Origin of the sequence: Streptomyces sp. NBC_01261 (assembly GCF_036226385.1) — a bacterium.
Taxonomy (GTDB): domain Bacteria; phylum Actinomycetota; class Actinomycetes; order Streptomycetales; family Streptomycetaceae; genus Streptomyces.
On the sequence record NZ_CP108463.1, the window covers coordinates 4,348,095 to 4,367,534 of the forward strand.

Annotated in this window: 22 protein-coding genes and 2 pseudogenes; 7 read left to right on the forward strand and 17 right to left on the reverse strand. The window is 70.8% G+C overall.

Annotated elements, in window-relative coordinates; genetic code table 11:
- Window positions 1–21: 21 nt before the first annotated feature.
- Together OG226_RS18735 and OG226_RS18740 are read right to left on the reverse strand one after the other, a co-directional pair.
- The gene (locus OG226_RS18735; protein WP_328679281.1) at window positions 22–603 is read right to left on the reverse strand and encodes a DNA-3-methyladenine glycosylase I; all 582 of its coding nucleotides are present in this window, start codon (window positions 601–603) and stop codon (window positions 22–24) included.
- Complete coding sequence (locus OG226_RS18740; RefSeq protein ID WP_328686352.1) at window positions 600–950, reverse strand: DivIVA domain-containing protein; 351 nt, start codon at window positions 948–950, stop codon at window positions 600–602. Before OG226_RS18740 ends, OG226_RS18735 begins: the two co-directional genes overlap by 4 nt.
- Window positions 951–1,085: 135 nt before the next feature.
- Here OG226_RS18740 and folP point away from each other — a divergent pair, with 135 nt between their 5' ends.
- Window positions 1,086–1,946 (forward strand): dihydropteroate synthase, encoded by an 861-nt coding sequence (gene folP, locus OG226_RS18745; protein WP_328679282.1) that lies wholly within the window; start codon window positions 1,086–1,088, stop codon window positions 1,944–1,946.
- Window positions 1,947–2,052: 106 nt separating this feature from the next.
- Here folP and OG226_RS18750 read toward each other — a convergent pair whose 3' ends face one another.
- Both OG226_RS18750 and dapE read right to left on the reverse strand, forming a co-directional pair.
- The gene (locus OG226_RS18750; RefSeq protein ID WP_019058183.1) at window positions 2,053–2,811 is read right to left on the reverse strand and encodes a TIGR00730 family Rossman fold protein; all 759 of its coding nucleotides are present in this window, start codon (window positions 2,809–2,811) and stop codon (window positions 2,053–2,055) included.
- Between the two features lie 77 nt (window positions 2,812–2,888).
- The gene (gene dapE / locus OG226_RS18755) at window positions 2,889–3,968 is read right to left on the reverse strand and encodes a succinyl-diaminopimelate desuccinylase (RefSeq protein ID WP_328679285.1); all 1,080 of its coding nucleotides are present in this window, start codon (window positions 3,966–3,968) and stop codon (window positions 2,889–2,891) included.
- Window positions 3,969–4,053: 85 nt separating this feature from the next.
- Here dapE and OG226_RS18760 point away from each other — a divergent pair, with 85 nt between their 5' ends.
- Together OG226_RS18760 and OG226_RS18765 are read left to right on the forward strand one after the other, a co-directional pair.
- Window positions 4,054–5,040: a heavy metal transporter gene (locus tag OG226_RS18760; RefSeq protein WP_329349524.1), complete on the forward strand. Its 987-nt coding sequence runs from the start codon at window positions 4,054–4,056 to the stop codon at window positions 5,038–5,040.
- 297 nt (window positions 5,041–5,337) lie between these two features.
- Window positions 5,338–5,790: an ATP-binding protein gene (locus OG226_RS18765; protein WP_266861847.1), complete on the forward strand. Its 453-nt coding sequence runs from the start codon at window positions 5,338–5,340 to the stop codon at window positions 5,788–5,790.
- A gap of 152 nt (window positions 5,791–5,942) precedes the next feature.
- Here OG226_RS18765 and OG226_RS18770 read toward each other — a convergent pair whose 3' ends face one another.
- Window positions 5,943–7,037, reverse strand: a complete 1,095-nt coding sequence (locus OG226_RS18770) for a bifunctional succinyldiaminopimelate transaminase/glutamate-prephenate aminotransferase (RefSeq protein ID WP_329349525.1) — start codon at window positions 7,035–7,037, stop codon at window positions 5,943–5,945.
- Window positions 7,038–7,182: 145 nt separating this feature from the next.
- On the reverse strand, window positions 7,183–7,503 hold the full coding sequence (fdxA, locus tag OG226_RS18775) for a ferredoxin (RefSeq protein ID WP_019058397.1): 321 nt from the start codon (window positions 7,501–7,503) through the stop codon (window positions 7,183–7,185).
- Between the two features lie 140 nt (window positions 7,504–7,643).
- On the opposite strand from fdxA, the gene OG226_RS18780 reads away from it, so the two are divergent.
- On the forward strand, window positions 7,644–8,645 hold the full coding sequence (locus OG226_RS18780; protein WP_329349526.1) for a GNAT family N-acetyltransferase: 1,002 nt from the start codon (window positions 7,644–7,646) through the stop codon (window positions 8,643–8,645).
- 23 nt (window positions 8,646–8,668) lie between these two features.
- Window positions 8,669–9,520 carry a transglutaminase-like domain-containing protein gene (locus OG226_RS18785; protein WP_329353431.1) on the forward strand — a complete coding sequence of 284 codons (852 nt, stop codon included), beginning with the start codon at window positions 8,669–8,671 and terminating at the stop codon, window positions 9,518–9,520.
- A 100-nt stretch (window positions 9,521–9,620) separates the two neighbouring features.
- Here OG226_RS18785 and OG226_RS18790 read toward each other — a convergent pair whose 3' ends face one another.
- From OG226_RS18790 to OG226_RS18825, 8 genes and pseudogenes are all read right to left on the reverse strand, one after another.
- Window positions 9,621–10,235 (reverse strand): response regulator transcription factor, encoded by a 615-nt coding sequence (locus tag OG226_RS18790; protein WP_328679300.1) that lies wholly within the window; start codon window positions 10,233–10,235, stop codon window positions 9,621–9,623.
- Window positions 10,232–11,437 (reverse strand): sensor histidine kinase, encoded by a 1,206-nt coding sequence (locus tag OG226_RS18795; protein ID WP_329353433.1) that lies wholly within the window; start codon window positions 11,435–11,437, stop codon window positions 10,232–10,234. Before OG226_RS18795 ends, OG226_RS18790 begins: the two co-directional genes overlap by 4 nt.
- Before the next feature lie 5 nt (window positions 11,438–11,442).
- On the reverse strand, window positions 11,443–12,183 hold the full coding sequence (locus OG226_RS18800; RefSeq protein ID WP_328679302.1) for an ABC transporter permease: 741 nt from the start codon (window positions 12,181–12,183) through the stop codon (window positions 11,443–11,445).
- Complete coding sequence (locus tag OG226_RS18805; RefSeq protein ID WP_328679304.1) at window positions 12,180–13,106, reverse strand: ABC transporter ATP-binding protein; 927 nt, start codon at window positions 13,104–13,106, stop codon at window positions 12,180–12,182. The genes OG226_RS18800 and OG226_RS18805 overlap by 4 nt, the downstream gene beginning before the upstream one ends.
- Before the next feature lie 148 nt (window positions 13,107–13,254).
- Complete coding sequence (locus OG226_RS18810) at window positions 13,255–15,855, reverse strand: hypothetical protein (protein ID WP_328679305.1); 2,601 nt, start codon at window positions 15,853–15,855, stop codon at window positions 13,255–13,257.
- Between the two features lie 150 nt (window positions 15,856–16,005).
- A complete protein-coding gene (locus OG226_RS18815; protein ID WP_328679307.1) occupies window positions 16,006–16,422 on the reverse strand; it encodes a DUF6113 family protein in 417 nt (138 codons plus the stop codon).
- On the reverse strand, window positions 16,422–17,330 hold the full coding sequence (gene mshB, locus OG226_RS18820; RefSeq protein WP_328679309.1) for an N-acetyl-1-D-myo-inositol-2-amino-2-deoxy-alpha-D-glucopyranoside deacetylase: 909 nt from the start codon (window positions 17,328–17,330) through the stop codon (window positions 16,422–16,424). The genes OG226_RS18815 and mshB overlap by 1 nt, the downstream gene beginning before the upstream one ends.
- A 60-nt stretch (window positions 17,331–17,390) precedes the next feature.
- A pseudogene (locus OG226_RS18825) lies at window positions 17,391–17,795 on the reverse strand (hypothetical protein); the annotation flags it as partial.
- Window positions 17,796–17,820: 25 nt separating this feature from the next.
- On the opposite strand from OG226_RS18825, the pseudogene OG226_RS18830 reads away from it, so the two are divergent.
- Both OG226_RS18830 and OG226_RS18835 read left to right on the forward strand, forming a co-directional pair.
- Window positions 17,821–17,964: pseudogene (locus tag OG226_RS18830) on the forward strand (transcriptional regulator); the annotation flags it as partial.
- A complete protein-coding gene (locus OG226_RS18835; RefSeq protein WP_328679311.1) occupies window positions 17,961–18,170 on the forward strand; it encodes a DUF397 domain-containing protein in 210 nt (69 codons plus the stop codon). The pseudogene OG226_RS18830 and the gene OG226_RS18835, both read left to right, overlap by 4 nt.
- A gap of 94 nt (window positions 18,171–18,264) precedes the next feature.
- Here the strand turns inward: OG226_RS18835 and OG226_RS18840 are convergent, their stop codons facing one another.
- The 3 genes from OG226_RS18840 to OG226_RS18850 form a co-directional block, all read right to left on the reverse strand.
- Window positions 18,265–18,423, reverse strand: coding sequence for a hypothetical protein (locus OG226_RS18840; protein WP_329349527.1), 159 nt, complete (start codon window positions 18,421–18,423; stop codon window positions 18,265–18,267).
- Window positions 18,424–18,586: 163 nt separating this feature from the next.
- On the reverse strand, window positions 18,587–19,009 hold the full coding sequence (locus OG226_RS18845; RefSeq protein WP_329349528.1) for a hypothetical protein: 423 nt from the start codon (window positions 19,007–19,009) through the stop codon (window positions 18,587–18,589).
- 123 nt (window positions 19,010–19,132) lie between these two features.
- Window positions 19,133–19,327, reverse strand: coding sequence for a hypothetical protein (locus tag OG226_RS18850; protein WP_019058412.1), 195 nt, complete (start codon window positions 19,325–19,327; stop codon window positions 19,133–19,135).
- Window positions 19,328–19,440: the final 113 nt, after the last annotated feature.

Below are 19,440 nucleotides of genomic sequence, written 5' to 3' on the forward strand. Positions count from 1 at the left end.
GTCGCGCCGTTCCCCGCGCCCCTAACCGGCGCTTCTCGCCACGCATGCTTCCAGGTGGTCGTCGACCAACCCACACGCCTGCATCAACGCGTACGCCGTCGTGGGCCCCACGAATTTCAGGCCCCGCTTCTTCAGGGCCTTCGACAGGGCCGTCGACTCGGTCGTGACCGCCGGGACGTCCCCAAGGGTTTTCGGGGGCGAGCCCGGGGTCGGGGCGTGGGACCAGATGAACTCGTCCAGCTCGCCCGGGGCCCAGTCCACCAGCACGCGCGCGTTGGCGATCGTCGCGTCGATCTTGAGGCGGTTGCGGATGATGCCCGCGTCGAGGAGGAGGCGTTCGCGGTCGGTGTCCGTGAAGGTCGCCACCTCGGCGATCTTGAAGCCCGCGAACGCCGCCCGGAAGCCCTCGCGGCGGCGCAGGATCGTGATCCAGGAGAGGCCGGACTGGAAGGCCTCCAGGCTGAGCCGCTCGTAGAGGGCGTCGTCGCCGTGGACCGGGCGGCCCCACTCCTCGTCGTGATACGCGACGTAGTCCTCCGTGGACAGCGCCCAGGGGCAGCGCAGAGCGCCGTCCGGACCGGCTACGGCCCCGCCCTCGCTCACTGCTGACTGCCTTCGACCGGCTTCTGCATGGAGACGTGGGCGCTGGCCCGCGCTCCGGCGAGCGCGGACTCCAGGTCGGCGATCCGGGCGTCGCGCTCGGCGAGTTCGGCGGCGATGCGGCCCAGCGCGTCGTCCACCTCGGCCATGCGGTAGCCCCGCGCGGCGAGCGGGAAGCGGAGGGTCTCGATGTCGGCGTGGTTCACCGGCCGGTCCGGGGGCAGCGGGTCGTCGAGGCGCTCCGGCGCGACGTCGGGCAGCGGGGCGCTCTCGCCGCCGCCGATCACCGAGAGGGTCACGGCGCCGACCACGACGGCGAGCCCGACGACCAGGAACAGGAACATGAACATCTCTGAGGTCTCCACGGGCGTCGATGTCGGACGTGCCGAAGCCGAATGTGTCAGGGTCCGATCGTGCCATGCGACGCTGACAGTTAGGGTCACAGGCGGCTGAAGACCGGTACGCACTAGGAGAGGTCACAGGGGATGCTCAGGCTGGGCAGGCGTGAATTCGACACGCACGAGCCGGTGATCATGGCGATCGTGAACCGGACCCCGGACTCCTTCTACGACCAAGGGGCCACGTTCCGCGACGAGCCCGCCCTCGCGCGCGTGGAGCAGGCGGTGGCCGAGGGCGCCGCCATCATCGACATCGGCGGGGTCAAGGCCGGCCCCGGCGAGGAAGTGACCGCCGACGAGGAGGCGCGGCGCACGGTCGGCTTCGTGGCCGAGGTGCGGCGGCGCTTCCCGGACGTCGTCATCAGCGTCGACACCTGGCGGCACGAGGTCGGCGAGGCCGTCTGCGAGGCCGGCGCGGATCTCCTGAACGACGCGTGGGGCGGCGTCGATCCCCGGCTCGCGGAGGTCGCCGCGCGGTACGGCGTGGGGCTGGTGTGCACGCACGCGGGTGGCGCGGAGCCGCGTACCCGGCCGCACCGGGTGACCTACGACGACGTCATGGCCGACATCCTGCGCGTGACCCTGGGGCTCGCGGAACGGGCCGTGGGACTCGGAGTCCCCAGGGAGTCCGTTTTGATCGATCCCGGGCATGACTTCGGGAAGAACACGCGGCACAGTCTGGAGGCGACGCGGCGGCTCGGGGAGATGGTCGGGACGGGGTGGCCCGTGCTGGTGTCGCTGTCCAACAAGGACTTCGTGGGCGAGACGCTCGACAAGCCGGTCAAGGAGCGGGTGGTCGGGACGCTCGCGACCACTGCCGTGTCGGCTTGGCTGGGGGCGCAGGTGTACCGGGTGCACGAAGTCGCGGAGACCCGGCAGGTGCTGGACATGGTGGCGTCGATCGCGGGGCATCGGCCTCCGGCGGTGGGACGGCGGGGGCTGGCGTAGGTTTCTCGCCCCCGCCGCCCCTACCCGTCCCGTCCCTGGGGGCTGCGCCCCCAGACCCCCCTTCGGCCTGGACGGCCTCGTCCTCAAACGCCGGACGGGCTGATCTCTACCGTCCCGCTTCCTTCGACACCAGCGCGACCGCCTCGTCCACGTCGTCCGTCACGTGGAACAGCAGCAGGTCCTTCTCCGATGCCTTGCCCTGGGCGATGAGCGTGTTCTTCAGCCAGTCGACCAGGCCGCCCCAGTACTCGCTCCCGAAGAGGACGATCGGGAAGCGGGTGACCTTCTGGGTCTGGACCAGGGTGAGGGCCTCGAAGAGTTCGTCGAGGGTGCCGAGGCCACCGGGGAGGACCACGAAGCCCTGGGCGTACTTGACGAACATCATCTTGCGGACGAAGAAGTAACGGAAGTTCAGGCCGATGTCGACGTAGGCGTTGAGCCCCTGCTCGAAGGGCAGCTCGATGCCGAGGCCGACGGAGATGCCCTTGGCCTCCAGGGCGCCCTTGTTGGCCGCCTCCATGGCTCCGGGGCCGCCACCGGTGATCACGGCCCACCCGGCCTCCACGAGGGCGTGTCCGAGCCGTACGCCCGCTTCGTACTCCGGTGAGTCCGGCTTGGTGCGGGCCGAGCCGAACACGCTGATCGCGGGCGGCAGTTCGGCCAGGGTGCCGAAGCCCTCGATGAACTCCGACTGGATCCGCAGGACGCGCCACGGGTCGGTGTGGACCCAGTCCGAGGGGCCGCCCGCGTCCAGGAGGCGCTGGTCGGTCGTGCTCGCGGTCACCTGATCGCGCCGCCGGAGGACCGGTCCCAGGCGCTGCTCCTCCGGTGGCTGCTGCTTGCCCTCGGGGTTGCCTGTAGCCATGTGCGCTCCCTCCACTTGCAGGTGTTTCGTACTTCAGCGTAGGTCTACGCGGGTTACGGAGGGGGGACATACGGATGTCAGGCGGTGAGCCAGTCCCGCAGTCGCCGCTCCGCCTCGGGGATCAGGGCCGCCTCGACCCGCTCGTCGACCTTGTGGGCGAGGAGCTGGGCACCGGGGCCGTAGTTCACCGCGGGGACGCCCAGCGCGCTGAAGCGGGCCACGTCGGTCCAGCCGAACTTGGGCCGGGCCTCGCCGCCGACGGCCGCCATGAAGGCCGCGGCGGCCGGGTGGGTCAGGCCGGGGCGGGCTCCTCCGGTGTGGTCGTCGACGACGAACTCGTCGACCCCGCAGTCGGCGAAGTAGTCGCGTACGAAGGCCTCCGCCTCCTCCTCGCCGCGGTCGGGCGCATAGCGGAAGTTGACAACAAGGGTGCACGCGTCGGGGATGACGTTGGTGGCCACTCCCCCTTCGACACGTACCGCGTTGAGGCCCTCGTGGAACTGGAGGCCGTCCACGACCGGCGTGCGGGGTTCGTACGCGGCGAGCTTGGCCAGCGCCCTGGAGGCCGCGTGGATCGCGTTGGAGCCCATCCACGCGCGCGCGGAGTGCGCTCGTTCACCCTTGAACTTCAGGAACACCCGGAGCGTGCCCTGGCAGCCGCCCTCGACCTGACCGTCCGTCGGCTCCAGGAGGACCGCGAAGTCGCCCTCCAGCCAGTCGGGATGGGCCTCGGAGACGTGCTTGAGGCCGTTGAGGTGGGCGGCGACCTCCTCGTTGTCGTAGAAGACGAACGTCAGGTCGCGGTTGGGGGTCAACACCGTTGCCGCGATGCGGAGTTGGACCGCGACGCCGGACTTCATGTCGCAGGTGCCGCAGCCCCACAGGACGCCGTTCCCGTCGAGGCGCGAGGGGACGTTGTCGGCGATCGGGACCGTGTCGATGTGGCCCGCCAGGACGACGCGTTCCGTACGGCCGAGGTTCGTGCGGGCGACGACGTTGTTGCCGTACCGGTCGACCGTGAGGTGCGGCAGGGCGCGCAGCGCGGTCTCGATCGCGTCCGCGAGGGGCTTCTCGTCGCCACTCTCCGAGGGGAAGTCGACGAGCTGCGCGGTGAGCCGTGCGGCGTCCAGCGTGAGGTCAAGTGCGGTGTCGGACATGGCGTCGACCCTAACGCGAAGGGCCTCTCCACCGTTTGTCCACACCCGGCGCAGCGGTAACAGGAGCCTCCAGTACCTTGTGGGGATGCTGCAGTCCCCCACCCCCAAGAAGCGTCGACGCGGCCGCCTCTTCCGGTTCTCCTCGGCACTCGTGGTACTGCTCGCGGTCGCGGGCTATCTGCTCGTCCAGTACGTCACCGGCGGCCGGGGCGGACCCGGTTGCAAGGTGGTCTCCGGCAAGGACGACGGCCAGGCGTACGAGTTCTCGCAGGAGCAGACGATGAACGCGGCGACGATCGCCGCCGTCGGCACCGGGCGCGGAATGCCGGAACGGGCCGTGACGATCGCGCTCGCGACCGCCCTCCAGGAGTCGCAGCTCGTCAACATCCAGCACGGCGACCTGGATTCGCTCGGCCTGTTCCAGCAGCGGCCCTCGCAGGGCTGGGGCACCAAGAAGGAGATCCTGGACCCGACGTACGCGGCGGGCGTCTTCTACGAGCACCTGGCCAAGGTGGACGACTACCAGCAGCTCCCCCTCACCGTCGCCGCCCAGCGCGTGCAGCGCAGCGGCTACCCGGAGGCGTACGCCAAGCATGAGCCCGAGGCCGCGCTGCTGTCCGCCGCCCTCACCGGGCAGGCGGCCGCCACGCTGACCTGCCAGGGCCTCCCGGACACCACCCGGACGGCCGTCGGCCCGGACGCCGTACGGGCCGCGCTGGTACGGGACTTCGGGCGCACGGTGCTGAAGGAGACGGGTGCGGAGGTGACCCGGGGCGGCTCGGCGTCGAAGGGGAAGTCCAAGGCGAAGGCCGAGTCCACGCCGACGCCCAGCGCGAGTGCGACCGGCGGGAGCAGCACGGTGACCCTGCCCGTGCGGTCCGGCAGCACGCGGACCGGCTGGCAGCTCGCGCACTGGGCGGTGGCCAACTCCTCGGTGCTGCACATCGAGCGCGTGTCGTACGCCGGCCGCGAGTGGGCCGCCGGCAGCGCGGACGACCCGTGGCACTCGACCGCCACGAAGGCCTCCGGCGGGGTGCGGATAGTGACCTCGCAGCAGGCCGGGGAGAAGTAGCCGCGAGGCAGTGGCCGGGCAGTCGTACGGGTCGTCACCCGTAGGGGTTACGGGTGGCCGTTCGGGGTCCGGGTGCGTTCCGGTCGTCGGGCTGTCACCCTCACATGCGCCGGAACCCTTGAGAACAAAGGGCTCTACGTATTTGACGGACTTTCAGACCAGGCGCTCTTTGTCCGTTTTTATCCGTAGCTGATTATGCGACGCATTGCGAACTCTTTACGTTGCCGCTCCGCAACCTTCGCGCGCTTCGAGCGGTAGTCACTGCGTCCGAGCCCGGAGATCAACACAAGGAGCATCATGTCCCTCCCCCTGACCCGCCGGATCGCCCGTGCCGCGCTGCTCGTCGCAGCGGGAGCGGCAGCCGGGGTCGGTGCGGCCGGCTCCGCCAGTGCGGCCCCCTCCCTGCCGGCCACCCCGAACCTGGGCGCGCTGACCGCCCTGGACGGGGCGAGCGTCGGCAACACGGTCGACGGCGCGAGCCAGAACGTCACGGGGGTCGCCGGCAAGTCCGGTGGCCAGGCCCTGGAGAAGGCGGTGCCGGCCGCGGGCAAGACCGGCGGGAAGGTTGCCAAGACCGTGGCTCCGGCCGCGCAGCATGTTGCCGGGGACACGGCGGGTCAGGCCGGGGGTCTGCTGGGTGAGACGGCCAAGACCGCGACCGCGGGTGGCGGGTTGCCGACGGACGCGGTGACCAAGGGTGGGCTGCCGACGGCTCAGGAGCTGCCGCTGAAGGGGCTGCCGCTCGGCTAAAGCGCCTGCGTTTCAGTGCGCCTGCGTTGAAGGGGTCCAGGGAGTTCCCTGGACCCCTTTCTGCGTTGTTTGTCGGCTTGCGGCCGGTGGGGGCTTGTCGCGCCCCCGCGGCGGAGCCGCACATCGATACAGCCCCGCGCCCCTGGGGAACCTCAGCCCAGCCGCTCTACAGCTGCACGGACTCGCTCATCCGTCGCCGTCAAAGCCACCCTTACGAAGGTCTCGCCCGCTTCTCCGTAGAAGTCGCCCGGCGCCACCAGGATGCCCAGGTCGGCCAGGTGGGCGACCGTGTCCCAGCAGGACTCGCCCCTGGTTGCCCAGAGGTAGAGGCTCGCCTCGCTGTGTTCGATGCGGAAGCCGTGCTTCAGCAAGGCCTCGCGCAGGAGCGTGCGGCGGGCCGTGTAGCGCTCGCGCTGTTCCTGGACGTGGGTGTCGTCCCCCAGGGCCGCCACCGCCGCTGCCTGAGTGGGCGCCGAGGTCATCATGCCGCCGTGCTTGCGGATCTCCAGGAGCGGGGCGAGGACCGCGGGGTCACCGGCGAGGAAGGCCGCGCGGTAACCGGCGAGGTTCGAGCGCTTGGAGAGGGAGTGGACCGCGACGATGCCGTCGTAGGAACCGCCGTTGACGTCCGGGTGGAGGACCGAGACCGGGTCGGCCTCCCAGCCGAGTTCGAGGTAGCACTCGTCGGAGAAGACCAGGATGCCGTGCTCGCGGGCCCAGGCGACGATCCGGGTCAGCTCGTCCTTCGGGAGGACCTTGCCGGTCGGGTTCGACGGGGAGTTGAGCCAGAGGAGCTTCAGGCCCTCGGGGTTCAGCTGTATCGGGTCGTCGTAGGTCTCGTACTCGGCTCGGGCCAGGCGGGCGCCCACCTCGTACGTGGGGTACGCGAGGCGCGGGTAGGCCACGCGGTCGCCGGGGCCCAGGCCCAGCTGGGTCGGGAGCCAGGCGACGAGTTCCTTGGAGCCGACGATGGGCAGGACGTGGCGGTGGGTCACGTCGCGGGCGCCCAGGCGGCGCTCCACCCAGCCGGTGATCGCGTCGCGCAGTGCCGGTGTGCCCCAGACCGTCGGATAGCCGGGCGAGTCGGCCGCGGCGATCAGCGCTTTCTGGATCAGGTCGGGAACCGGGTCCACCGGGGTGCCGACCGACAGGTCGACGATGCCGTCCGGGTGCGCCGCGGCCGTCTTCTTGTACGGCTCCAGCTTGTCCCAGGGGAAGGTGGGCAGGCGGTCGGTGACTGCGGACACGATGACTGGCTCACTTTCTGGTGCGTGCGCCCCGTACCTACGCGCCGCGCAGCCGTCGTACGGCAAACGCCTCGGCCCCGTAGGGCGCTGATCGGGCGTGATCAGGCCGTACGGGACCGAGGCGGCGCGTGTGTGCGGGCCGCTCTTACTGGTTCTGCGGCGGCAGCGCGGCGACGAAGGGGTGGTCGCGCTCGATCAGGCCCAACTTGCTGGCGCCGCCCGGGGAGCCGAGCTCGTCGAAGAACTCGACGTTGGCCTTGTAGTAGTCCTTCCACTCCTCGGGAGTGTCGTCCTCGTAGAAGATCGCCTCGACCGGGCACACCGGCTCACAGGCTCCGCAGTCGACGCATTCGTCCGGGTGGATGTACAAGGACCGTGAGCCCTCGTAAATGCAGTCGACCGGGCACTCCTCGATGCACGCCTTGTCCTTGACGTCGACACAAGGCTGCGCGATGACGTAGGTCACGCTGTCGTTCCTCCTCGATAGGGCGCTGGCGGGCCTCCGTAGGCTCCGCCGCCCGGCGCGCGGGAGCGCGGCGTCGTCCATGCCCGCACCTAGTATCTCCGTTCCGGGGCGTGATCCATACAGGAGGGGTGAACTGACCTGTGGAAATCTCTGCGGCGGGACGTCTTGAGGTTCGTATCACCGCTGCTGACGTGGGCAAACGGGTGTCCGTCAGACTCTTGACAGGTGCTGAAGACACGACGGAGAAGTTCACCGACACGGTGGGTGTTCTCACATCATGGGACAGCGGTGTGCTGACGATCACACGCAAGGGTGGCGAGTCCGTCCGTATTTCGGAGTCCTCGCTGGTGGCGGGCAAGATCGTTCCGGCCGCTCCGGCCCGCCGTCGGGGACCGTCCGCCGGCTACCCGGAGTTGGCTCACGTCTCCTCGCGCGCGTGGCGGCCGGTGGAGAGCGAGCGGCTCGGCGCGTGGGAGCTGCGCGCCGCCGCCGGATTCACCCGCCGCGCCAACTCCGTGCTGCCCCTCGGCGATCCCGGCCTGCCCCTCGACGAGGCCCTGACCGTCGTACGACGCTGGTACGGCGACCGGGGCCTGCCCGCGTACGTCCAGACCACGACCGGCGCCGAGGGCACACAGGAACTGCTCTGCGCCGAGTTGGAACGGCGCGGCTGGACCCGTGAGGTGACGGCTGAGCTGTGGGTCGGCGGCCTGGCCCCTGTCGCCGACCGCGCCGACGCCGCCGGAGTCGCGCTGTCCCGGTCGGCCGACGAGGCGTGGCTGGCCCGCTATCAGCGCAAGGGGGTGAGCGAGGTGGCCCTGAAGGTACTGGGGAGCGGCCCCTCGGTGTGGTTCGCGACGCTGCCCGGCGAGGGTGCGGATTCGGCTCCCGCCGCGATCGGGCGGTGTGTCGTCGACGGGCGCTGGGCCGGGTTCGCCGCGGTCGAGGTCGATCCGGCGCTACGGCGACGGGGGCTCGCCTCGCTCGTCATGGCCGCGTTGGCCTCGCGGGCGTTGGAGGAGGGGGCTTCGGCCGCGTGGTTGCAGGTCGAGGCGGAGAACGCGGGGGCGCGGGCGCTGTACTCCGGGATGGGGTTCTCCGCGCATCACGCCTACCACCACTACCGCGACGGTTCGTCGTGAGCGGGTTCGGGTTCGAGTTCGCCATGCCCGCGCTCCGGCCTCCGGCGGCTGAACGGGCCGCTGCGGTACGGCAGTTGTTCGCCGACGAGGCTCGGTGCGAGCGGCCCGACCTCGCGACGTTGTGTCTGCTGGTGGGGGCCGCCGCGGACAGGACGTTGGACGACGCGGGCATCGACTCGGCCCAGGTCGAACTGGATCGGCTGGCCGGGCAGGTGCCGTATCGCCCCGGCGGGCCCGCTGCCTGGGCCGGCGCGTTGCGTCAACTCCTGGGCGGGCGTTTCGAGTTCCGGGGCTCGCCCGGTGACTATCAGCGGTTGGAGTCCTCGCTGCTGCACGCGGTGCTTCGGCGGCGGCGCGGGTTGCCGATCCTGTTGTCCGTGGTGTGGATGGAGGTGGCTCGGCGGGCGGGGGCGCCGGTGTACGGGGTCGCTCTGCCGGGGCATTTCGTGGTGGGGTTCGGGGCGGCCGAGGAGCAGGTGTTGGTTGATCCCTTTGACGGGGGGCGGGTGTTGTCCGGGGGCGATGCGGAGTTGTTGGTTGCCGGGGCGACGGGGGGTTCGCTGGAGCCTTCCATGCTGGCGCCCGCGGATCCCCTCGATGTGGTCGTGCGGGTTCTCAACAACATTCGGGCGTGGGCTGCGGCGAGGCCGGAGCGGTCGGATGTTGCCCTGTGGGCCGTTGAGTTGGCGTTGGTGTTGCCTTCGCATCCTGCGCGGTTGCGGTATGAGCGGGCTCAACTGCTCGTGCAGCGCGGGGATTTCCTGACGGGCGCGGCTGAACTGGACGCGTATGCCGAGGTGGTGGCGGTTGTGGATGAGCCTGCCGCGGATCGGGTGCGGGGGCAGGCGCAATCAGCGAGGGCCATGCTGAACTGATCTGGCGAGTGCGGACGCGTTGGCGCTGATCGCGCCCACGCGGCGGAGCCGCACATCGACACAGCCCCGCGCCCCTGGGTGGGCTGCCCTCAATGGCGTTCTAAAGCCAGCCCTTTTCCCTTGCGATCCTTACCGCCTCCGCCCGATTCCTCACCGCCAGCTTCTGGATCGCCGTCGACAGGTAGTTGCGGACCGTGCCCTGGGACAGATGAAGGGCCTTGGCCAACTCCGCGTTCGTCGAGCCGTCCGCCGCCGCCCGCAGCACCTCGCGCTCGCGGTCGGTCAGCGGGTTGGCTCCCTCCGCCAGGGCCGCTGCCGCCAAGGTGGGGTCGATGACCCGCTCTCCGGCGAGCACCTTCCGTACCGCTTCGGCCAGTTGGGCCGCGGGGGCGTCCTTCACCAGGAAGGCGTCGGCCCCCGCTTCCATCGCGCTGCGGAGGTAGCCGGGGCGGCCGAAGGTCGTGAGGACGACCAGTTTCACCTCGGGGAGGGCCTTGTGGAGTTGGGCCGCCGCCTCGATGCCCGTGCAGCCCGGCATCTCGATGTCGAGGAGGGCCACGTCCACGGCATGCTGTTGTGCCGACGCCAACACCTCGTCGCCGCGGGCGACTTGGGCGACGACCTCGATGTCGTCCTCCAGGCCGAGCAGTGCGGCCAGTGCCTCGCGGACCATCGACTGGTCCTCGGCGAGGAGGACCTTGATCGTACGGCTCATGCGGGCGATCCTACGTCCGCCAGGGCGGCCGGGGCGTCGGCGGGCACCCGTGCGACCAGCCGGAAGCCGTGTTTGAGGCGGGTCGCCTCCAGGGAGCCGCCGGCCTTCTCCAGGCGTTCGGTGAGGCCGGTCAGACCGTTGCCGGGGGCCTTGCCGGAGCCGCCCGAGCCGTTGTCCTCGACGGAGAGTTCGAGCATCGGGCCGTCCAGGGTCTGGCGTCGGACCAGTTCGACCACGCAGCGCTGGGCGCCGCTGTGCCGTACGACGTTCGTGATCGCCTCGCGCAGGGCCCAGGCCAGGGCCGACTCGCTCTCCTTGGACACGGCGGTCAGGTCCGGTTCCGCGGGCAGGTCCGCGATGACGCCGGCCGCCGTCAACGCGACCTGCGCGCCCGCGAGTTCGCCGGCCAGGCGGGGGCGGCGGTAGCCGGTGACCGCCTCGCGGACGTCCACCAGGGCCTGGCGGCTGACCTGTTCGATGTCGGCGACCTGCTGGGCCGCCCTGTCGGGGTGGTCGGGGAGCATGCGGCCGGCCAGTTCGCTCTTCAGGGTGATCAGGGAGAGGGAGTGGCCGAGGAGGTCGTGCAGGTCTCGTGCCAGGCGCAACCGCTCCTCGTTGGCTGCCAGTTGGGCGACCGTGGCGCGCGCCTTGCGCAACTCGACCGTCGTGCGCACCAGTTGCCGTACGCCTGTCATCGAGTAGCCCACCAGCAGCACGATCAGGAACAGGCCCCAGGCGTCGTCCAGGTCGTCGACGAACCAGCCCGCCAGCATCATCGCGGCGGTGGTCAGCGGGATCGTCCAGTACGCGGCGGTCAGGGGGAGGGTGACCCCGCAGGTGACGGAGACGTACACGAAGAGGCCGAGCCAGGAGTCGCCGAGGCTGAGGGCCAGCGCGACGGCCAGGACCCACAGCACGGCGACCATGGCGCCGACGAGCCAGCCGGAGTAGGGGCGGCCCATGGTGCGGAAGACGACCGCCAGGTAGGTCCCCGTGAAGGACAGCAGGCCCACCCAGCCGGCCGTCGTGGCCGCGGTGGTGTGGTGGCCGGCCAGCAGGTCCTGCACGGGTGCGCCGAGGAAGACCAGCCAGGGCAGGATCCACACCAGCTTGCGCAGCACCTCGCCCCGGTCGCGGGGCGGCTGTCCGATCCGGATCAGCCGCTCCACCCGGGCCTTCTCCGGCAGCGGGTCCTCGGTCATCGCGCTCACGCCTTCAGCGTGTCCTTCCGGTACAGCCACGCCGCCCCGCCCGCGAACAGGGCGAAGTAGACGACGAGGAGGGTGACGTCCTTGGCGTGGGGCGACTGGCTCTGCTCGATCGCCTGGCCGAGGGCAGCGTACGCGTGGGTGGGCAGCCACTTCGCGATGGACTGCAGCCAGTCGGGGAATGTCGTGGCGGGCATCCACAGGCCGCCCAGCATCGACAGTCCGAAGTACGTGATCATCGTGATCGGCCGGACCGCGTCCCCGCTCGCCATGTACCCGATGGCCACCCCGAGCGCGGCGAAGACCAGGCTGCCGGCCCAGATCGCGCCGGTCAGCGCGAGCCACTGCCAGGCGTCCAGCCGTACGTCCTTCACGGTCGCGGCGACGATGAAGACGACGATGATGGACGGCAGGCTGACCACCGCGGCGCTGGCCGTCTTCGCGATGACATAGCCGCGGCCCGGCAGCGTGGTGAGCCTCAACTGCCGTACCCAGCCGCTCTCCCGCTCCTTCGCGATGCGCTCGCTGTTGCCCATCAGGACGGCTGTCAGGGCGCCGAAGGAGGCCATCGAGACCATCATGTAGGTGGCGACGGTGAGGCCCGTGCCGTCGATCTTGTCCGTGCCGCCGGCGCTGCCCGCGATCAGCAGGAACAGGGCCGAGGGGTAGATCACCGAGAAGAACAGGAACTTGCGGTTGCGCAGGGCGCGGGTGAGTTCCAGTTTGATCAGGCTGTTCATGACTGCTTGGCCTCCTCGGCGGCGGTGATGGCGACGAAGGCCTGCTCCAGGCCGAGCCCGGCGACTTCGAGGTTGCGGGGGTAGACGCCGAGGCCGTAGAGCGCGTGGACGGTCGCGTCGGCGTCGGTGGACTGGATGCGGATGGTCTGGCCGCTGATGTCGATGGTGGTGAGGAACGGGAGGGACCTCAGCGGGGTCTCGTCGATCTCGCCCTCCAGGTCGAAGGCGACCTTGCGCGCGCCGGCCTTCGCCTTGATCTCGGCGGCGGTGCCGTCCGCGAGCAGCCGGCCGCGGTGCAGGACCAGCACGCGGTCCGCGATGGCGTCGGCCTCTTCGAGGTAGTGGGTGGCGAAGAGGACCGTACGGCCCTGGTCGGCCTGTTCGCGCATGGTGGCCCAGAAGGCCTGGCGGGCGGTGACGTCCATGCCGGTGGTCGGCTCGTCGAGGACGATCAGGTCGCTGTCGCCGGCGGTCGCGAGGGCGAAGCGGACGCGCTGGGCCTGGCCGCCGGAGAGCTTGTTGACCTTGCGGTCGGCGATCTGCGCGATGCCGGCGCGGGCGATCACGTCGGCGACCTTGTACGGCTTGGGGTGCAAGTCGCAGGCCAGTCCGACCAGTTCGCCGACGGTGACCTCGTCCATCAGCCCGCCGCTCTGCAGCATCGCGCCCACCCGCCCGGCGACGATCGCCTCACGCGGACTGGTCCCGAAGACGCTGACCGTCCCGCGGTCGGCCTGCTTGAGCCCGAGCAGCAGATCCAGGGTGGTCGACTTCCCGGCCCCGTTCGGCCCCAGCAGGGCCACCGTCTCCCCCGGGTGCAGCACGAGCGACAGCCCGTCGACGGCCCGGACCTCGCCGTAGCTCTTGCTCACCTGATCGAACCCGACCACCGCCGTGGTCGCGGTCCCCGCTGTTGTCGTCATGCCACCCATCGTGGCCGCCGGGGGCCGGTGTCCGGCAGTGTCGGCGGTCCGGTGTGCCGCATGACAGATGTCATACGACCAGGCCGCTCCCGTACGACGGAGGGGCACCCGGCGCTGCGCCGGGTGCCCCTCGTTCGGTCGTCGTGCGCTAGCTGGGGTTCGTGACGATGGTCCCGACCCGGTCGGTCTTGCTGATCAGGGCCTGGCGCAGGGCGCCGTAGACGTCCTGCGGGGTGACGGCCGTCTTCTGGCCGGTGGCCCGGGTGATCGTCACGCCGTCGAAGGTGCTGCCGTAGAGCGTCTTGAGGGCGGCCAGGTCGGGGCTGTCGGTGAGCTTGCCGTTCACGGCCTTCACCCTGAGGAACTTCCACAGGGATTTGTCCGGGCTCAGCGGCAGGACGACGCCGGTGTCCGTCTTGACCTTGACCAGGGCGGACATCGCGGGTTCCGCGAACGCCTTCATCTCGCGGTCGACCTCGGCGTTCGTGACCGTCGGCTGCCTGGTGGTCGTCGGGACCGTCACCGTGGTGGCCGTGTCGGACTCCACCTCGGTGCGGTACGCGTCCTCCACGGCCGTGACGGAGCCGGCCGCGTCGATGGCCTTGCCCGCCTTGCCGTAGACGGCGACCGCCTTGCCCGACGTGAACTGGATCGAGCCCTCGGTGACCGCGCCGGAGCCGGAGCCGCCGCCGAGGTCGGAGAGGGCGGCCTGGAGCTTCTCCTCGTCGGTCGGCATCTCGGGCTGGACGACCCGGTGCTGGCCGAAGAGCGAGCCGATCACGGAGACCGGGTTGTAGTCGCTGGTGGCGGCCTTGCTGACGGTGGCCGCGAAGTCGAACTGCAGCCCCGCCTGGTCCGGCTTGAGCGAGACCGTCTTGCCGCCGACCGACAGCTTCAGCGGCTTGTTCACGCGGTCGCCGAACGCGTCGTCGAGCTTCTTGACGGCGTCGTCACGGGTGCCGCCGCCGATGTCGAGGCCGAGCACGGTGGTGCCCTTGGGCACGTCGGTGTGGTTCATCAGCAGGCCCGCGCAGTAGGCGCCGCCGCCGATGACGATCACGCCGACGCAGAGCAGGACCAGCTTGCTGCGGCCCTTCTTCTTTTTCTTCGCGCTCTTGCCGGTGTTCTTGGCCGCGGCGGGCGCGCTCTGTGCCGCACCGGGCTCGGGCAGCTTCGGGGGCGTGTGCGGCAGCGGCCCGTCGGGGTGGGTGCCCGTGCCGAACGGCGAGTTCCCCGCACCCGGGATGACCGGCATACCGCTGGTGACGGTGTGTCCGGAGACCTGGTCGGCGGGGGCGCCGTAACCGGGGCCACCGGGTCCGGTGGCCGACTTCTGCGGGGTGAGGATCGCGGTGTCGTCGCTGAGCCCGCCGCCGGGGATCATGCCGGGGAGGCTCGCGCCGCCGGGGCCCGTGCCCTGGCCGCCGGGTCCCATGCCGGGACCGCCGGGCACCGTGCCCGGGCCGCCGGGACCAGCGGGAGCCCTGCCGTGCCGGCCGGTGGACGCACCCGGGGCGCCGGGGCCACCGGGCCCGCCGGGACCACCCGGTCCGGCGAATCCGCCGGGACCTCCGTGGCCGCCGGGACCACCGGCCCCGTGCGTGCCGCCAGGTCCAGGCCCGTCGGGGTAACCGCTCAGCGCGTTGGGCGCGCCCGGTGCTCCGCCGCCCATGGAGCCGGGCGGGAGCATCAGGCCGTTGCCGGTGACCGGACCGCCGGTCGGGCCCGCAGGACCCTCGGGACCGCCCGGACCACCGCGCCCGTTCGGGCCGTTGAAACCGTTGGGGCCGCCCGGACCACCGGGACCGCCAGTGCCTCCGGGGCCCATGCCCTGGCCGCTCGGCCCGGGGAACTGCTCGGCTCGCCCGCCGGGGCCGTTGCCCCCGGGGAAACCGCCCAGCTCGCCCTGGCCGTTGGGCTCGGGGTAACCACCCTGGCCGCCCTGGGCGTTGGGCCCGGGGTAACCGGCCTGCTGTCCGTTGTCCGAGAAGTACGGCAGGTCGTCGCGGCGGGGTTCGCCGGGGCCGCCGTTGGGGCCACCGCCGTTCGGACGCGACCCGTTGCCGGCCGCCAGCGCTTCCGTCACGTCGAAGGAACCCGTGCCGCCACCGTGTCCGGGGGCGACCGGTCCGGCGCCGGTGGCGCCGCCGATCCCGGCGCCGTTCGTGCCGCCGTTCGCGGCGGCCTGCCGGGCGGCGCCCGTCACGTTCATGCCGCCGACCACACCACCGGGACGACCGGCACCCGGCCGGCCCGCACCGGGAGCACCGGCAGGGGGCGCACTCGGGGTGCCCGCGGCCGAACCACCGGGAATCCCCGCGCCGTTGGTGCCACCACCGCCCTGACCGCCCTTCGCGGGGCCGGACTTGCGGGGTGCGAACCAGTCGCTCGTCTTCTCCTCGGCGCCGGGCAGCGCGAGTTCGGTGGACGGCTCGGCGACGCCGCCCGTGGGCAGCGCGGAACTCGGCAGCTGCACCTCGGCGGTGGTGGATCCGTCGCCGGACCCGGTGTCCGCGACGGGCGTGCGCACGACGACAGGCGGAATCGGCCGCGAACCGGGGATGTTGATCCGGATCCGGGTCGTCAGCGTCGTCTCGGTCTTGCGTTCCTCCGGCCGCGCGGCCGAACGTCCCGCGTCCGTACGGTCGTCGGAAGCCGCCGGCGTCCCGTACGGCGGGGTCCCCGAGGGGTAAGCGGCTCCGCCGCGCCCGTCGGGCCCGGAGGACGGAGTGTCAGTTTCACGACTCAAGGCAGGTTCTCCCGGTTGGCTCCGCCGCCCGACACCCACGGGCGACTCGGCGGCGCGCACCACCATACTGGCCACTTCTTGGCGGTATCCCACGGCCGCTGGGGAAACCCACACCGGACTCGCACGCGCGCGTCACCGCGAAGTGGTACGTCACTTGCCAAGTCGGACGTCAGGGCTGGTTGGTTGCCGCCCCAAACCCAACGTGGCACAGATCACAGCTACGGCCATCCCGCCGAGCAGGAACAGATAGGAACCGACACCCGCGCCGAAGAGGAAGTCTCCTTCCGGGCGGCTGGCGGTGAGCAGGACGACGGCGACCATCCAGCCTGCTGCGGGCGCCACGGCACCGCCCCGGCCCTCCGTCGCTCTCGCCCCGCCGAGGAACGCCCCGGCCGCTCCCACGAGCGCGAGCAGCAGCCCGCCCGGGAACCAGGCGGCCTGCACCAGCGCCCCCGCCGCCCCGACGGCCGCGCCGAGCACGAAGAGCCCGAGGTAGGCCAACACCCGCGGCGCGGACGGCCGTTGCAGCGGCTGCGCGAGCAGACTCCCGTTGCTGGTGGCGCTCATCACAGACCCAGCCCTTCGAAGAGATCGGACTCGGTCGCCCCGCCGCGCCCGCCGTTCACAGAAGAATGCACCAACTCGTAGTACTCGGTGGTGAACACGGGCTGCGCGAGATGGTTGGAGAGCACGAAGTACGGCTGGTCCGGGGCCACTTCGATCTGCGTGGCGTGCGCGCGCAGCGCCGCGGTCTTCGCGGCGGCGTACGCGGTGCCGTCGATCACGGCGGTGATCCGCCCGTCGTCCACCACACCCGGTACGTCGTCCACGGCGGCCGATTCGGCGAAGGGCAGCTCCGGCAGCGCGTCACGCAGCCGCGCGAAGCCTTCCTCCACGACGGTCCGCGGGACGCGGTTCCAGTAGACCTTGGCGATCGACTCCCCCGCCGCTGCGGCGAGTTCGGCGGCGCGCATGGCCACGCGGTGGGCCTGGATGTGATCGGGGTGGCCGTAGCCGCCGTCGGGGTCGTAGGTGACGAGGACCTGCGGACGCACCTCACGGATCACCTCGACGAGATGTCCGGCGGCCTCGTCGACGTCGGCCCGCCAGAAGCAGGAGGGGTCGTCGTTGTCCGAGGTGCCCATCATCCCGGAGTCCCGGTATCTGCCGGAGCCGCCCAGGAAGCCGTGGTCGGTGACCCCGAGCGCCTTCATGGCGGCGGTGAGCTCGCGCTCCCGCTCCTCGGCCAGTCCGGCGCCCGACAGATGCCGCAGTGCGGGCGGGATGACCTCGCCGCGCTCTCCGAGGGTGCACGTGATCAGCGTCACGTGCGCACCCTCGGCCGCGTACTTGGCCATCGTCGCGCCGTTGTTGATCGACTCGTCGTCCGGGTGCGCGTGCACCAGCAGCAGACGACGAGCGCAGCGAGATGGGGGTCCCCCCGCCCGAAGGGTGGGGGAGGGCAGTTCCGTCATGGACCCACCCTACGAGGCGTCCGGCGTCACCCGTAGCGCGGCAGGTTGTCGTCCATGGACTCAAGGAAGTCCCTCATGGCCCGGTAGAGGTGGGGCGGGATCGTCACGTTCATGCTGGGCGGCCTCCGGAAAGTCGGATCGGCAGTCCCGACAGTGGCCCGGTTCCGGGGAGCGGAAAGCGCGGTCGCAGGCTTCGCAGGTCTGGAGGGGGTGTCGTACGGCTGGTGGTGGGGCCGGGGCGCGGAACGGCGGCGGAGGCGGCAGTTGGGCTGTCAGGCGGTGGGCCAGGAGGGCTGCGGGGCGGCGTAGGCCTTCAGGCGGGAGGTCTGAGGTCAGGGCTTGGCGTACGGCCGTGGGGGTGACGTCTCGCTCCAGCCAGGCCGCGACGCCGGGGGCGAGGTGGGCCGTGCCGCGGGCCGACAGGAGCAGACGGGGGTCGTGGCGGCGGAGGCCCGTAAGAAGGTCCGGGTTTCCGGGTTTCGGTGCGTGGTCCAGTACCAGTTTCAACGGTCGTCCGACCACTATTCCGAAGCAGCTTCGCATCCTTGAGCTGCGGTATGGCACCATCCGGGCGCAGGCACTCCCGCCACGAGAGTCGCTGGCGTTCATCGAGCAACTGCTGGGAGAGACATGATCCGCAAGCCCACTGCCAGGGGCGCCTCCGAACTTGTGTGGTTCAAGAGCAGCTACAGCAGCGGCCCCGACGGCGACTCCTGCGTGGAAATCGCCACGGCCTCCGGCACGGTCCACATTCGTGATTCCAAGAACACTGCGGGCCCCCGCTTCGCCGTCGCCCCGACCGCGTGGGCGGACTTCGTTTCGTACGCGTCCCAGCCCTGACCAACACCCCCTCCACAAAAGCGTGACACTTCGCGCCGAACTGTCACACTTTTCAGCCCAGTACCCGCTCGGTCAACTGGCGGACCGGCGAACGTCATGTCCACGAAGGTGCGGACGATATCGGCGGCCGGGCGCGGGCGGAGTAGTCATCGGTCGCCACGCCTCCACGTTCGAGTAGCAGCACGATCAGCCGGTGAACCTCTGCCGTGCCGTCGATCCGGCCGGAGATGTCGATGTCGAGCTTGCCGTCCACCGTCCAGGGATGGCGCTGCTGGTTCAGGTGGCTATCAAGTGCGGCGATGGTCTGCGCTCACTCACCCGCGGGGAACACGAACACGGTGCGCAAGGATCGGAGCCCAGGCGGTCCGTCTTCGGCGTACGGACACGCACCGAGGCCACATCTGGTCGCGCCCCCGCTACTGATCCCAGGTGTCGGAACCGACCGCGTTGTTCGCGAACTCGCGGATGGCGTCGTCGACTTCCCACTGGTGGTCCCGGTCGAGCTGCTGGTAGCTCGCCTCGAACTCGTCCTCGGGCATCGTCTCGATACTGGTGGACAGGATCACGACCAGCTCTTCCTGCTCGTCATAACTCAGTGATTCCGTGGTCACATGCCCCTCCGGGGAGCTGCCGGCGGCAGTGTCACCGTCCTGCCTCGCACGGAGGTAGGACAGGACCACGCCTCCAACCACCGCTGCGGTTACACCAATCGCCACTTGGCCGGCGCGCCCGAGGCCGTTCCAGTTGTCAGCGATGCGCCGCCGCAGGGGCCTTCCCTCGTCGCTGCCTTCTGGCGGCGGGTCGGATGGCCGTTCGGACGATTGTGGCCCGTTGGTCATGTACCGCCCTTCGCCCAGCGCAGCCGGATACCGAGAATGCGCACCGGCGACAGCTCGCGGTAGCGCTGGTAGGCGGTGTTGAGGCTGCCGTCCAGCCCCCCGTCACCGAGGGGCCGACACCCGTCAGAACTTGATGCTGCCGATCATGCTCGCGATGTTCGTCGTGAGATCGCTGATCGTGGGCGCGATGGTCGAGGAGGCCAGATAGAACCCGAGGAGGACACAGACGACCGCGTGTCCGCCCTTCAGCCCTGATTTCTTGACCAGAAGGAAGACGACGATCGCCAGCAGCACCACCGCCGAAATCGAGAGTGCCACGGCGGCTCACCTCCAATGATCCCAGGGACTAGGGGGGGGTCGGACTATGGGGGCATATGGATCCATGGGGTGGATCCCCAGCGCAAATCGGTAGAGCAAATCCATACAGGAGC

Excerpts from the sequence above, each read along its gene's own strand:
- OG226_RS18795 (WP_329353433.1), bottom strand. The coding sequence starts at position 11,437 with ATGACCGAGGACCCGCTGCCGGAGAAGGCCCGGGTGGAGCGGCTGATC.
- mshB (WP_328679309.1), bottom strand. The coding sequence starts at position 17,330 with ATGACGGAACTGCCCTCCCCCACCCTTCGGGCGGGGGGACCCCCATCT.
- OG226_RS18815 (WP_328679307.1), bottom strand. The coding sequence starts at position 16,422 with ATGAGCGCCACCAGCAACGGGAGTCTGCTCGCGCAGCCGCTGCAACGG.
- OG226_RS18800 (WP_328679302.1), bottom strand. The coding sequence starts at position 12,183 with ATGAACAGCCTGATCAAACTGGAACTCACCCGCGCCCTGCGCAACCGC.
- OG226_RS18765 (WP_266861847.1), top strand. The coding sequence starts at position 5,338 with ATGTCCCTCCCCCTGACCCGCCGGATCGCCCGTGCCGCGCTGCTCGTC.
- OG226_RS18835 (WP_328679311.1), top strand. The coding sequence starts at position 17,961 with ATGATCCGCAAGCCCACTGCCAGGGGCGCCTCCGAACTTGTGTGGTTC.
- OG226_RS18785 (WP_329353431.1), top strand. The coding sequence starts at position 8,669 with ATGCCCGCGCTCCGGCCTCCGGCGGCTGAACGGGCCGCTGCGGTACGG.
- dapE (WP_328679285.1), bottom strand. The coding sequence starts at position 3,968 with ATGTCCGACACCGCACTTGACCTCACGCTGGACGCCGCACGGCTCACC.
- OG226_RS18750 (WP_019058183.1), bottom strand. The coding sequence starts at position 2,811 with ATGGCTACAGGCAACCCCGAGGGCAAGCAGCAGCCACCGGAGGAGCAG.
- folP (WP_328679282.1), top strand. The coding sequence starts at position 1,086 with ATGCTCAGGCTGGGCAGGCGTGAATTCGACACGCACGAGCCGGTGATC.
- OG226_RS18805 (WP_328679304.1), bottom strand. The coding sequence starts at position 13,106 with ATGACGACAACAGCGGGGACCGCGACCACGGCGGTGGTCGGGTTCGAT.
- OG226_RS18740 (WP_328686352.1), bottom strand. The coding sequence starts at position 950 with ATGTTCATGTTCCTGTTCCTGGTCGTCGGGCTCGCCGTCGTGGTCGGC.
- OG226_RS18790 (WP_328679300.1), bottom strand. The coding sequence starts at position 10,235 with ATGAGCCGTACGATCAAGGTCCTCCTCGCCGAGGACCAGTCGATGGTC.
- OG226_RS18845 (WP_329349528.1), bottom strand. The coding sequence starts at position 19,009 with ATGACCAACGGGCCACAATCGTCCGAACGGCCATCCGACCCGCCGCCA.
- OG226_RS18760 (WP_329349524.1), top strand. The coding sequence starts at position 4,054 with ATGCTGCAGTCCCCCACCCCCAAGAAGCGTCGACGCGGCCGCCTCTTC.